Below are 12,541 nucleotides of genomic sequence, written 5' to 3' on the forward strand. Positions count from 1 at the left end.
TACCCGAGCCCCCTTTGTCTTGCGTCCCCCCCTCACTGCTGACGGCAAGAGCGCCTCGCCAAGACGGCGCCCGCCAGCCTGGGGGATGAGATGGGACGGTTCCAAGAGCTGCTGATGGGCGGCGTCGCGATGACGGTGATGTTGGCCTCGCCGGCCTGGGCGGCCGATCCGGCGGAAGCGCCGGCTTCAGTTCGGATCAGCGCGGGGCCGCTGGACGCGGCGATCCTTAGCCTAGCGACGCAGACGCAAGTGCGGATCCTGTTCTCCCGCGACCTGGTCGCCGGCAAACGCGCCGCCGCGATCGAGGGACGGTTCAGCGCCAAGCAAGCCCTCGACCAGCTCCTCGCGGGAACGGGCGTCGAGGCCCAGACGGCGAGCCGGGGCGTGCTCGTGCTGCGCGCGAGCCGCCTGCCCGTCTCGACGACGCCGCCTCCCGCCTCCGCCAATGGGCGTCAGGCAACCCCACCGACCGCGGTTCCGCTTACACAGATCCGGCCGGTCGACGCGAGCGAAACGGTCACCGAGCTTTCGGAAATCGTGGTCGGGACGCACCTGCGGGGAACCAAGGACGGTCCCTCGCCGGTGGTGGTTCTGGACCGGGCCGAGATCGATCGCGCCGGCTACGCCACAGTCGCCGACGCCTTGTCGGCGGTCCCGCAAGCCTTCGGCGGCACGACCAGCGACGACACCAGCACCACCGCTTCGGACCCGACCACGACCAACGGCAACCGCGCCACGGCGGTCAACCTGCGCGGCCTGGGCGCCGACGCGACCTTGGTGTTGATCAACGGCCGCCGCATGGCCGGCGCCGGCCTGATGGGCGACTTCGCCGACATCTCGTCAATCCCGTTGGCGGCGGTGGCGCGGATCGAGGTGCTGCTCGACGGCGCTTCGGCGCTCTATGGGTCGGACGCCGTCGGCGGTGTCGTCAATGTGGTGATGCGCGAGCGCTACGAGGGTGCGGAGACGCGAGCGCGGATTGGCGGCTCGACGCGCGGCGACCTTGGTCAGCGGCAATTGGCCCAGACCTTCGGACACGGCTGGACCAGCGGCTCGATCCTGGTCAGCGGGGAGTATCAAAGGCGAGACATGATGATGGCGTCTCGCCGCGACTACACGGCGGACGCGGACCTGCGGCCCCTCGGCGGCACGGACCATCGGCTCTACTACAGCCAGCCGGCCACAATTCTCGGCGTCGACCCCGGGACCTTCTCGCTCGTGCCGACATACGCCGTGCCGGCGGGTCAGGACGGCACGACCCTCAAGCCGACCGACTTCTTGCCCGGCCAGCGCAATCTGGCCAATTGGCGAAAGTCGATGACCCTGTTGCCGACCCAGGAGCGCGGGAGTCTCTATGTCGCCGCGACCCAGGAGCTCGGCTCGCGCGTCACCCTGAACGCCGATGCGCGCTATAGCGATCGACGCTACACGGACTATTCCGTCGCGCCACAGACGACGCTGGTGGTGGGCCGCAACAACCCCTACTTCGTCTCCCCGAACGGCGCGTCTTCGAACTACGTCGCCTATTCATTCCTCAATGAGACCACCGGCCTGAAAAGCGCCGGCAGCGTGCAAAGCCGCGGTCTGTCGCTTGGAGCCAAGGTGCGCCTGCCCGGCGACTGGCGACTGGACGCCTATGTCCAGCACGCCGAAGAGCTTGGCGTTAGCCGCTCGACGACGATGCTCAACTCGGCCTTCCTCAATGAGGCGCTGGGCAATACCCCCGACAATCCGCAGACCGCCTACAACGCCGCGCGCGACGGATACTTCAATCCGTTCATCGGCACGGGCCGCAACAAGCAGGCGATCCTCGACTTCGTGACCTCCGGCTGGGAGACGCGGCGCACGATCGGCCGTCTGGACACCGCCAGCGTGACGGCCGACGGCGCGCTCTTCCGCCTGCCGGCCGGGCCGGTGCGCCTGGCGGTTGGGGCCCAGCTGCGCGAGGAACACCTCAAGACAATCGGCTTGTCGGCGACCTCCGGGGTCACGCCCGTCGCCAACTTCTCGCGCTATGGCGAGCGCACGGTCGGCGCGCTCTTCGCCGAGGCCCGCGCGCCATTGTTTGGCGCGGACAATCGGCGAACGGGCTTGGAGCGCCTCGACCTGTCCCTGGCCATTCGCCGGGAGCACTACGAAGGCGGCGCCACCAGCACCGTGCCCAAGCTTGGGCTCGTCTGGTCGCCGATCCAGGACTGGAACCTGAAAGCCACCTATGGGGAGTCGTTCCGCGCGCCGTCCCTGGGCGAACTCACCGACGCCCAGCGCGTCACGCCCGTCAATATCAGCGTCGGGGCGAGCACGATCCTGACCCTGCTGCGCTATGGCGGCAATCCCGATCTCCAGCCCGAGACCGCCAAGTCCTGGACGACGGGTCTGGAATACGCGCCCGCGGCCCATCCGGACATTCGCCTGAACGCGACGCTCTGGAACACGACCTTCAAGGGCAGGATCGGTCAGCCGGCGATCAACAACCTCTCCACCGTCCTGACCGCGCCGGACCTCGCGCCCTTCCGTCAATTCATCAGCCCGACGACGAACCCGGCCGACCTGGCCCTGGTCAAGGACCTCCTGAAGCAGGCGTCGTCCTCGGTCGCGGGCCTCTATGCGCCGGAAGCCTATCTGGCGATCGCCGACGCACGCTACGTCAACACCGGCGACTTTTTTGTTCGTGGGCTCGACGTTTCGGGGACCTACGGCTTGCGCGTCAACGGCGACCCGCTCGTGCTGACGGGCAACCTCTCCTGGATGCTGTCCTACAAGCGCAAAATCACGGCCGCCGCCGAAGGGGTCGAACTGGCCGGTATGGCCGAATACCCCGCCGACCTGCGCGCGCGCCTGTCGGCCACATGGTCGCATGGCCCCTACAGCCTCACCGGAAGCTTGAACCACTTGGGCGACCTCCACACCGTCGCGGGCCCCCGCATTCCGTCCCAGACCACGGCGGACCTTCAGCTCCAGTATGCGGCGAAGGCCCGGAGCGGCTTCGCCAATGGGCTGGTGGTCGCCCTGACGGTCCAGAACCTCTTCGACAGCGACCCGCCCTTCTATGACTCGCCGGTCGGGGTCGGCTACGACCCGGCCAACTACGATCCGTCCGGACGCGTCATCGCCCTGCAGCTGACCAAGGCCTGGTAGGCCCCCGCCTTTTCCTGAAATCCCGGAGATCCGTGATGCGAACTTTCGCAGCGCTGGCGTTCGCCTGCGCGCTGGGCGTCTCGCCCGCCCGCGCCGAGCGCCCCTTCACCGTCGAGGACCTCGTGTCCCTCGAAGACCTTGGCCGCGTCGCGTTCTCCCCGGACGGGCGATGGTTGGTGGTCGAGCGCCAAGGCCCCTTCAAGGACGCCCCCAACTTTGACCACGAGTGGCTGCACGGACAGACGCTCAGCCGCCTCCTGGTCGTGGACGTGATTGCGTCCGGACCGGCGCGGCCGCTCCTGCGCACCGATCCGCAAGGGGGCGATACCTTTGGGGCGTTCTCGCCTGACGGCGCGCGGGTGCTGGTGTTCCGCTTGAAGGACCACCGGCGGGAAATGGGCGTCGTCACCCTGTCGACCGGAGACATCCGGTGGTCAGGGCTGACGGTCGAGGCTGAGTTCTGGTCCGCCGCCGCGCGTTGGCGAAACGACCATGAGGTCATCGTGATCGACAAGCCACCCGAGGTCGCCTCGCTGTTGCTGGGCGCGGGATGGCAGACCCAGGCGCGACTTTCGGCGGCGTGGCGCGATCAGGGCCGAGGACGCTATTCGGGCGTTGTGCTGGGGAGCGGCCGCTATCGGGATCTGACGCCGGCCCCGCAGGCCCTCTCGCTTGTCGCCTTCGACGCGGTCAACGGCGCGGTGAGACCGCTGGCCAAGGGCGCCTTCTCCGACATGTTGCTGTCGCCCGATGGCGCCAGCGCCGCGATGCTCGAGGAGGATCGCCTCACCCAACCCGACGCGAGCACCCCCCAAGCGCTGGGCGGGCAATTGGCGCGGTGGCGGCGGCTGAGCTTCATCGATCTGAAAACCGGCGCACGGACCATCCCCTGCCCGCGCTGCGACGTGCTGGCCAGGAGCTGGGCCTGGTCCAGCGACAGCAAGGCCCTGGTCGCTGCCGCCCGGGACGGCGACCGATATGCCAGCCCGTATGGCTACTGGCGGTTCTCTCCCCCCGGAGCGGCCGAACGGCTCGCCCCGGACTTCCTCGTCAATGAGGACTCGCGCGACCTCATGGTGCAACCGCGGGGCCAGGCGGCCTGGGTCGGCGGCGAACCGGCCGGCCTGGCGCGCCGGTCCGGCGACGCGCGCGTGGACTGGTGGACGCTGGGCGCGACGCCGCGCAACCTCACGGCGCGCCTGGACAAGCCGCTGGGGCTGGCCGCGGCGGCCAGCGGCGACGCGCTCGTGGTCCGTACGGCAAGGGGAGCCTTCCGCCTTGGCGGCGCTGGCGAGCCCAGACTTTTCGCGGGTCCGGACGCGCGCCTGACACCCGGGCAGACGCTTGTCGGAACCAGGCCGTCGGCCCTGCTCGACCCGCGCGGAAGCAAGACCCGTGTCTTCGCGGTCGATGGCGCGACGGTCCCCGCCGCGCCCGTCGATCCGGCCCTGCAGGTTCTGGCGTTCTCGCCCCGCTCGGGGGCGGTGGCGGCGACGGCCAGGGACGCCCAGGGCGTCACACGCCTCATCGTCCTGCGCCGCGGAAGCTCCCCTGTTCCCGTCACCACCATCAACCAGGACTTGGCCAGCGTGCGCTTCGCCCAGGCCATTGCCGTCCCGCACACGGGCATCCATGGCGAGCCGTTGACCTCGTGGCTGTACCTGCCCGCCGGCCACTCGGCGTCCGATGATCGCGGCCTGGTCGTCGTCCCCTATCCTGGCAATCGCTACGACGCCGCGCCGGCAAGCGACGCGCCGGGCGCGGCCTGCTTTGACACCTGTATCCAGCTCATGGTCGCCAAGGGCTACGCCGTGCTTGCGCCCAGCCTGCCGCTGGCGATGGACGAGCCGCCGGCGCCGCGGCTGGCCGAAGGCATGCTCCTGGCCGTGGACGCGGCGCGCCAGCAGCAGGCTGGGCTATCGGCGACCAAGCTTGCCGTCTGGGGTCACAGCTATGGCGGCTATGGCGCCTTGCTCGCGGGGGCGGAGTCATCACGCTTCAAGGCCGTGATCGCATCGGCGCCGATCACCGACTTGGGATGGATGCATGACACCGGCCGGCTCGGCGCCTTGGCCGCGCCCGAAGCGCACCTGACGCTCGGCGGCTTCGCGGCCTATACCGAGGCTGGCCAAGGCCGGATGGGCGCCAAGCCGGAGGATGCGCCCGACCTCTACCGCGCCAATAGTCCCCGCTACCAGGCCGGCAAGATCACCGCGCCGGTGCTGATGTTCTTCGGCGACCTCGATTTCGGGGTCATCATGGCCCAAGGCATGTTCTCGGCCTTGGCGCGGGACGGCAAGGACGCCCAGCTCGTGGTCTATCGCGGCGAACAACACGTGCCGATCAGTCCCGAGAACACGCGCGACCTTTATCGCCGAGCCTTCGCCTTCCTGGAGGAGGCCTTCGGTGGACCCGAGACCGTCGACGGCGCCCCCTCTGCGCCCTGATGGTGGGCCGCTGCGATCCTCCCCTCCCAGTGGCCGATCCAGGCCTCCAGGGTCGCGGCGGCCAGGATCTCGACCGTGGCGTCCTTCCAGACCATGGCCTCGACGCTCAGCGCCGCGTCCAGGCGCTGAGTATCGACGAGCCCTTCGGCCGCCACTCGCCCCTCGAGGAGAAATGGTCGCAGGAATTGGAGGCTGGCGGCCAGGCTGCGTCCCAGGAACACGCTGATGTCGCCCTTGGAACGCCTTTCGACGATCGACGCCGGCAGGCGATCAGCGAAGGCTTCGCGCGCATAGCTGCGCTCGGTCTCGCCCGCGCTCAGCACCGTGGCGGGTATGCCCAGACAGAGCTCGATCACTGGCTGGCTGAGCAACGGATGGGCCAGGCGCGCGCGCTCGGCGCGGCGCGTCGCGCCATTCAAGGTCAGGCTCATGACCAGGCCGGCGACTTGAGCCTGCTTGCCCGCCGCGGCCGCCGCGCCTTCGACGATCCAAGGGTGCTGGGCGTGGGACGCGGCGCGCTTGACGATCCCGGACGGCGAAACCATCGCCTCGGGCGAAAAGCGGCCTGGTCGTTGGCGCAACGCCTCGGCGGCGAGGCTCCAGACTGAGCGCCGGGTCCGGCGGGCGACCTCGGCGAGGCGTCTCAGGCGCGCGCCTTCGCAGGGCGCCCCCGCCAACAGATCCGCGGCAAGGCTGGCCGCGCCGACCTGCAGGAAGACCACGTCGCCGCCATGGCCCGTGAAGAGAACGTCGGCCTGCGCGCTCGCCAGCGCGTCGCTCAAGGCCTGGTCATAGCCAGGATCCAGGGCGTTGAAGTTGGGCCTTACGGAGCTGGCGCTCAGATCGAAGGTCGAGGCGGTCAGGGCGAAGGGCGTGCGACGAACCATTTGCAACGGCGCGCCGGCGCGCTCGGCCGCCGCTGTCGCATAGGCGCGCTCATCGGCCTCGGCTTGGTCGCGAAAGAAGTTGATGGCTTGGTCGGCGGGGCGTCCCACGGCGGCGAGGCTGGTGGCCACGATCGCCGAGTCCAGTCCGCCGGAGATCTCGCAAACAATCTTGCCCGTATCGGCGGCCAAGGCCGCGACGACGCCGTCGACGCAGGCACGCAGCTCCGCGCGGCTGGCCCAAACCTCCTGGCTTTTGCGATGCGCGAACCGGGCCGGCGACCAGAGGACCTGCTGAAGCCGACCGCCCGGCCCTGAGCGACAGGCGCCAGGGTCTACCGCGAGGAGCCCGGTGAGCGGCAAGGCCCCGCCGCTCCTGGCCGGGTCGGCGAGAATGTCGCCGATCCGGTCCCAGTCCAGGGCCAGATCCGGCGGCGCGGCCAGGCCTTCGGGGATGGTCGAACCGATCGCCGTCACGCCGCCGCGGCTCCATACGAAGGCCTCGATCGCCCCGGTCGGGTCACGCAACACGGTCGGCGGCTCGCGACGATCGCGCGCCAACACGGCGACGTAACCGCCCCAGGCCTTCTCGATCAACCAACCGCAAGCGTCCTGAGGATCGTGTTCGACCAGACTGGCGAGATCGGCCTGCGCCAGGGGACCCGCGCCGGGCCTGGCCCGCGCAAACACCTGTCCGACGAGGACACCGCCAACGCCCTGGGCCGCGCCCAGGGCCATTATCGGCGCCGCCGCGCCCTGAGTCAGCACCGCGAGGGCGAACGCCTTCATCTCAAGACGCCAGCCCCGTGCTTGCAGGTCGGCGACCATCGCGTCGAACAGTTGCCCAGGCTGGCCCGGCTCATGGACGAGGACGAGGTAAGACATCCTAGCGCGCCATGATCGGGTGATAGGCGCTGACGCGTTCGGCTTCGTCGTCAAGTGCGACGTCGCCGGCCTGGAGCCAGCAGTGCGCGCGGAACGGCCAGGTGCGCACCCCAAACATCCAGTCGACCGAATGGCCGAGCGCCACCAGATAGGTTCTCAGCAGATGGCTGCGATAGAGGCAGAGCCCGTCTAGCGGCAGCCATGGCGCCAACCGCCGAAAGATCGTCAGATCTCCCAACAGTCGGGCATCGGGCGCGGCCGCACCGACGACGCGATCGGGCAGCAGCCGGTCGAAGGGGCGCCGCCGCCCTCGCGCGGCGACCACGGCGGCCCTGCCCAGGGCTTGCCAGTGCCGCCAACTCGGCTGGGCGGTCGCCTGACCCGCTTGGCCGATCAGGGCGCGGGCTGTCCGAAGCGGGGTCGCTGGCGGACTTGGCCGGAGCGGCGCGATCGCCTCTGCCGTGGCCAGACCCGCGTCACACAGGCCATCCGCCAGGGCGCGTTCCGACGTCGACAGGACAGAGCCCTCGATCGTCAGGACCGGGCCAATCTGAGGCAGACAGAAATAGGCGTCGGCCTTGACGTCGAGAAAGACAGCGTCGCCGTCGATCATGACGCCGTGAATGTCCTCGCCGAGACGAAGCTGCATCGCGGACCTCTGAAATTTGGAGGATCGACAATGGCCGCCGCACGCCCCCGCGGCGGCCCGAGTGGGGTCAGATCGGGTCGTATTTGAAGATCATGTTGTCTTCGAGAAAGAGCGTTCCCCCCGCGGACTGGGTGAGGGCCGAGGCCTTGCCCAAGCGGGTCAGGGCGAACTGAAACGCCATAGACGGTTCTCCTGATTGAAGCGCCGCGCCGGTCGCGGCGATCAAATCAGGCCAAGCCGATCACCTATATTCAAACCTATATTTGAGCCGGCGCTGAGCCAGCCGCGGCAAGGCTTGTCGCCGAATGCGTCATGTCTTCGGGAACGGCGCCCCGCAACAGCGGATCAGCGGGCTGGCCCCGGCCTGTCAAGGCCGGACCGCGAGCCGCCCTCGTCAGCGGCCCGCGGCTGGCCTTTTACATCCAGCGCACGGGACCGAAGTCCTCCGGCACCAGCATGCCGCCGCCGGCCTGGGTCAGGGCGCAAGCCCGTCCCAGGCAAATCAAATGAAATCGCACGGTCATGGCGTGCTCCTTCCGCTTCGAGGTTGAGACGCCCGGCCAAACGACGCTGTCGAGGCCTGGTCGAAAGGCGGCGCGGGACGTCTCCGGCGCCCCGCGCCGACCCCGGGTCAGCTGCCGGTGTAGCGCTGGGCGGGGTTGAACTCCTCGGGCACGATCGGCAGGCCGCCGCCCTGGGTCAGGTGCTTGGCTTGCCCGAGACGGATCAGGCGGATGGTGGTGGTCATGGTCGCCTCCTTTTGGCGTTGTCACCGCGTGTTGCGGTGTCACCATCGGGCGCCTTTAGTTGAGTATATTCAACGCTATATTCGCGGGGAGCGGAGAAGCCCATGGGCGAGGATCTCCCCGCTCCGTTCGATGCGCCGAGCATAGTGACGCCGCACCGCATGGACGAATGTTGGTGCGCCTTCGCCGAGCGCCACGACCAGCCGGGCCCCCGCTCCGGCGCTATCACCGCAAACCGCCGCCTCGTCGGCGCCAAGCGGCGCGAGCTCCGTCAAGACGCGGGCGAAGGCCCGGCTGAGCGGCCGACTTCCGCCCTGATCGACGATGTCGGCAAGCACTTTGCCGGCGTCGACGTCGTCTCCAAGAACGCGCGAGGCGGGTCGGCGGCGATAGGCGGCCAAGACCAGCAGCAAAGCCAATTGATAGGTGTCGGCCAAGTCTTCCGCATCGTAGGTGGCGGCGACATACCCACTGCGCGTGCGGCCGACCATGTTCTCCCCCGCGAGCCAGGCCAGGGCCTCTCTGACCGGTGTCTGGCTAACCCCAAGTTCGTCAGCGAGCAAATTGATCAGCAAGGGCGCGCCCTGCAGCGGACCAGCCGTGACCAGACGCTGGCGCAAGGCCTTAATCGTACGCTCGAACGGATCACGGTCCCGGCCCAACCAGTGGCTCCTCGCAAAGGCAGCAAGGGTGTCGGGGGCGCGAGATCGCGTCGACCCCGCGCCTGTCGAAAGGGCGCATTCCAGGCCACGATCGATGTCTAGACGGGTCGAGGCGCAACGATCGGCCGCGGACCACGCGGGCGTTTGCCGATGACATCGGCGATCGCTGCGTAAAAGCCCGCAAGGGCTTATCTCACGCGCGCGAAAGCGCAGCAATTTTGGCCCGCGCGGCGCGCCGCCAATATGGTCTGAAGGCTGACAGTCAATCGACAATTGCACTCAGCCGGCAGTGGAGGACTAATACCGATCTAGAGTTGTTCAGTGGTGTGGAGTAAGGCATGTCAGGCTCGCCGTCGACGCCGTTGGCCCGCCAGGCGCGCCTACTCAAGCGGATCCTGAAACTGGTCCGCAAGGAGCGGCGGATGTCCCAGCAGGAAGTCGCCGACAGCATGCATATGCCCCTGCGGACCTATCAGGACTTCGAGGCCGGCGGCGGCGCGCTTGACCTGCGCAAGCTTCGATTGTTCGCCCGCGCGACGCGTTCGGATCCGGTGGCCCTGCAGCTGGCCCTGTTCTTCAAGCGGCCGGAGGTGGCGCTCTATACGCTCGACAGTAAGCTGCCGATGACGTTCTGGATCGCCTTCTTTGAGCTGCTGACCAAGGTTGGACCACGCCTCAACGTCGTGCCGCCGCGCCTGGTGCTGTCGGGCATGCGGCGGATGACCGAGGAGATCGATGATCATCTGATCCGCCACGCCGCCAGCGCCGAGAGCTTCCTGGAGAAGGCCTGGGCCGACATCTACAACGACGACGGCGACGATGAAGAGGCCGCCGATCCCGACGAGGACGATGACGGCCCGGACGAGGGCGCGCGCTAGCCTGGCGGCGGCGCGGCGGCCGGCGGCGGATCGGCGCGCCGGAACCACACGAGCGGCAGGACCCCGTCCTCGGCGGCCATGATCCGGCCGCTGATCGGTTCGGGCCAGGTGGGATCGTCGAGCTTGAGGCTGAGCACCGCGCCGCTGGCGTCGCTGACCCGCCAGGCCGCGCCGCAGTCCTGATCGCGAACCTGGGCGATGAAGTCAGGCGCCTTGGGCGAGAACTTCTCGGCCGGGGTCAGGGTGACGGTGACATCGAGGGCCAGGGTGGCGATACGCCCGGTGAAGCCGTCGCCCTCGCGACGGAAGTGGCCGATGGTGGTCATGGAAACATCCTTGCGGCTTAAGGACCCGCCCAGAGGGGGCGCCGGTTGGCCCGTCTGGCGGCGGCTCGAGGACCAGCTGGGGGGAGTTGAGCTGGTCGGTCGAGCCGCCGCCTCGCCGCGCGCCGGGGGGACGAGCGCGCGACGACGGCGCGGGTGCGAAATGGACGCCTGGGCGGGCGGTTGGAAGCGTCCTCGCGTGACCCGCCCCACCGTTCTGATCCGCAAAAACCGGGGTCTCAAGACGTCCGGACGGGCCGTCGTACAAAGACAGGCCCTGGCGTGGAAACGGCGGGTCGGACTTGTCCCGGACCGCCGCCGCCATCCCAAGATTGAAGGCGCGCGCCGCGCCCGCCCCGCCGGATCGGCGGGGCGGGCTGGCCGCCTTAGTCCTCCTTGTGGCCGTTGCTGCGCGACCAGACCAGGGTGTGGACGTCCTCGATCACCACCAGGGCGGCGTTGATCGCGGCGCCGAACGACGGGTCGTCCAGGCGGACCGACAGGTAGTCGTTGTTATCCTTGCTGACCTTCTTCCAGGCCGCGCCCAGGTCGGCGTTGCCGGCCGTGACCCGATAGTCGGGGCTCTTGTCGCTGGACTTGTCGGCGACCGGGCGGAACTGAACCTTCTTGAGATTGATGGCCAGGGTGTGGATGGCGCCCGTGTACGAGCCGTCAGCATTGAGGGTGAAGGTGCCGATGGTAGCCATGGTGGTCTCTCCGATCTGAACCGGGCCGCGCCGATCGCGGCCTCGATGGCGATCGCTGGACCGGGGCCTTAGTCCGCCCCGCAGGGCGCGCCCTGCCCCCGCTCTTGGTCTTGGGGGCGCGCTCCCGGAGCCTTGGCGGAGGACCGTAGGCGTTGAAGTTTCTTGTCTCGCGAGGAATGGGGCGCTCGCCCCAGGGGAAGAAAGTCCAAGACCAAGGTTGCGGGGATGGACCGGTCCCCGGTCAGATCAGGCCAGAAGAGGACGCGGTCGACGCGCCCGGCTCAGATCTGCTGGAGAGACCACCATGGCCGCCGGCGGCGCCGTTCATCCGAACACTGACGGCTCTTGCACGGGCGTCGTCCGCGCCCTGGCCTCTAGCTCAAGGGTCCAGGCCCGCCCGGTCATCGACAAGTCCAGCGACTAGAGCCCCGACTGCCAGGTCGCGGCCATCAACGCCGACCCAGCGCGGCCTGGAAGGGGTCAGCAAAGGACAATACGACGATCTGTCGGCCCGCCCTGGGCGCTCCGTCGTTCGGCGCCGCGATCAACGCCGCCCTGGTGGTGATCGACAGTGTCCACACCCTGGTCCGGTCGCGCAGCAACGGCCACACGGCGGACTAAGGCGGCCAGCCCGTCCGCCGATCCGGCGGGGCGGGCGCGGCGCGCGCATCTTCCGACGCCATGGCGCCGGGCCTTAGGGTGGAGGTCGTGGCGAACCGGTCTATAGGGCCGCCATGACCGCCCTTGCCCTCCTCGCCGGCGCCGTGATCGCCTGCACCGCGCCCACCGTCCACGACGGCGACACCTTGCGCTGTGGCCAAGACCGCATCCGGCTGTTTGGGGTCGATGCGCCGGAAGTGCGACGGGGATCGGCGGCGGCCGAGCCCTTGGCCTATGAAGCCCGTGACCTCCTGGCGAAGCTAACGCGCGGCCGGGTCGGCTGCCGGGTGGTGGCCCAGGACCGTTATGGGCGTTCGGTGGCCCGCTGCTGGTCCAGCGCCAGCCCCGACATCAACGCCGCGATGATCCGCTCGGGACTGACCACCGAATGGCGCGCCTACAGCAAGGGCGCTTACGCCGCCGCGCAGGACGAGGCCCGCGCCGCCGGGCGCGGGTTCTGGGCGCCCGGCGCCCCGGCCCGCCGCGCGCGATAAGCCACGATGGCGCGCGCTCAGACACAGAAACGCGGGGGGGCCCAAAGAGCAGAACCACCCCGAAACAA

9 protein-coding genes are annotated in these 12,541 nt (G+C 69.2%); 4 read left to right on the top strand and 5 right to left on the bottom strand.

Features of this window, described 5'->3' with window-relative positions; translation table 11 throughout:
* The first annotated feature begins 90 nt into the window (after positions 1 to 90).
* Both AC1RJ9_RS24570 and AC1RJ9_RS24575 read left to right on the top strand, forming a co-directional pair.
* Positions 91 to 3,138, top strand: coding sequence for a TonB-dependent receptor (locus AC1RJ9_RS24570; protein WP_492840655.1), 3,048 nt, complete (start codon positions 91 to 93; stop codon positions 3,136 to 3,138).
* Positions 3,139 to 3,173: 35 nt separating this feature from the next.
* A complete protein-coding gene (locus tag AC1RJ9_RS24575) occupies positions 3,174 to 5,585 on the top strand; it encodes a prolyl oligopeptidase family serine peptidase (protein WP_492840653.1) in 2,412 nt (803 codons plus the stop codon).
* Here AC1RJ9_RS24575 and AC1RJ9_RS24580 read toward each other — a convergent pair.
* The 3 genes from AC1RJ9_RS24580 to AC1RJ9_RS24590 form a co-directional block, all read right to left on the bottom strand.
* Entirely contained in the window at positions 5,507 to 7,354 is a 1,848-nt protein-coding gene (locus tag AC1RJ9_RS24580) for an asparagine synthase-related protein (protein ID WP_492840651.1), read from the bottom strand. The two genes, AC1RJ9_RS24575 and AC1RJ9_RS24580, sit on opposite strands and share 79 nt — an antisense overlap.
* A gap of 1 nt (position 7,355) precedes the next feature.
* A complete protein-coding gene (locus tag AC1RJ9_RS24585) occupies positions 7,356 to 8,003 on the bottom strand; it encodes a lasso peptide biosynthesis B2 protein (RefSeq protein WP_492840649.1) in 648 nt (215 codons plus the stop codon).
* A gap of 823 nt (positions 8,004 to 8,826) precedes the next feature.
* Entirely contained in the window at positions 8,827 to 9,411 is a 585-nt protein-coding gene (locus AC1RJ9_RS24590) for a GntR family transcriptional regulator (RefSeq protein WP_492840647.1), read from the bottom strand.
* Positions 9,412 to 9,749: 338 nt separating this feature from the next.
* On the opposite strand from AC1RJ9_RS24590, the gene AC1RJ9_RS24595 reads away from it, so the two are divergent.
* A complete protein-coding gene (locus AC1RJ9_RS24595) occupies positions 9,750 to 10,289 on the top strand; it encodes a helix-turn-helix domain-containing protein (RefSeq protein ID WP_492840645.1) in 540 nt (179 codons plus the stop codon).
* On the opposite strand, the gene AC1RJ9_RS24600 is transcribed toward AC1RJ9_RS24595, so the two are convergent.
* Positions 10,286 to 10,615, bottom strand: a complete 330-nt coding sequence (locus AC1RJ9_RS24600; protein WP_492840643.1) for a DUF736 domain-containing protein — start codon at positions 10,613 to 10,615, stop codon at positions 10,286 to 10,288. The two genes, AC1RJ9_RS24595 and AC1RJ9_RS24600, sit on opposite strands and share 4 nt — an antisense overlap.
* A gap of 383 nt (positions 10,616 to 10,998) precedes the next feature.
* Positions 10,999 to 11,319, bottom strand: a complete 321-nt coding sequence (locus AC1RJ9_RS24605; RefSeq protein WP_492840641.1) for a DUF736 domain-containing protein — start codon at positions 11,317 to 11,319, stop codon at positions 10,999 to 11,001.
* A 734-nt stretch (positions 11,320 to 12,053) separates the two neighbouring features.
* Here AC1RJ9_RS24605 and AC1RJ9_RS24610 point away from each other — a divergent pair.
* On the top strand, positions 12,054 to 12,473 hold the full coding sequence (locus AC1RJ9_RS24610; protein ID WP_099578836.1) for a thermonuclease family protein: 420 nt from the start codon (positions 12,054 to 12,056) through the stop codon (positions 12,471 to 12,473).
* Positions 12,474 to 12,541: the final 68 nt, after the last annotated feature.

It is taken from the genome of Caulobacter sp. GW822-FHT07D08, assembly GCF_058798735.1.

Excerpts from the sequence above, each read along its gene's own strand:
- AC1RJ9_RS24570 (WP_492840655.1), top strand. The coding sequence starts at position 91 with ATGGGACGGTTCCAAGAGCTGCTGATGGGCGGCGTCGCGATGACGGTG.
- AC1RJ9_RS24575 (WP_492840653.1), top strand. The coding sequence starts at position 3,174 with ATGCGAACTTTCGCAGCGCTGGCGTTCGCCTGCGCGCTGGGCGTCTCG.
- AC1RJ9_RS24580 (WP_492840651.1), bottom strand. The coding sequence starts at position 7,354 with ATGTCTTACCTCGTCCTCGTCCATGAGCCGGGCCAGCCTGGGCAACTG.
- AC1RJ9_RS24585 (WP_492840649.1), bottom strand. The coding sequence starts at position 8,003 with ATGCAGCTTCGTCTCGGCGAGGACATTCACGGCGTCATGATCGACGGC.
- AC1RJ9_RS24595 (WP_492840645.1), top strand. The coding sequence starts at position 9,750 with ATGTCAGGCTCGCCGTCGACGCCGTTGGCCCGCCAGGCGCGCCTACTC.
- AC1RJ9_RS24600 (WP_492840643.1), bottom strand. The coding sequence starts at position 10,615 with ATGACCACCATCGGCCACTTCCGTCGCGAGGGCGACGGCTTCACCGGG.
- AC1RJ9_RS24605 (WP_492840641.1), bottom strand. The coding sequence starts at position 11,319 with ATGGCTACCATCGGCACCTTCACCCTCAATGCTGACGGCTCGTACACG.
- AC1RJ9_RS24610 (WP_099578836.1), top strand. The coding sequence starts at position 12,054 with ATGACCGCCCTTGCCCTCCTCGCCGGCGCCGTGATCGCCTGCACCGCG.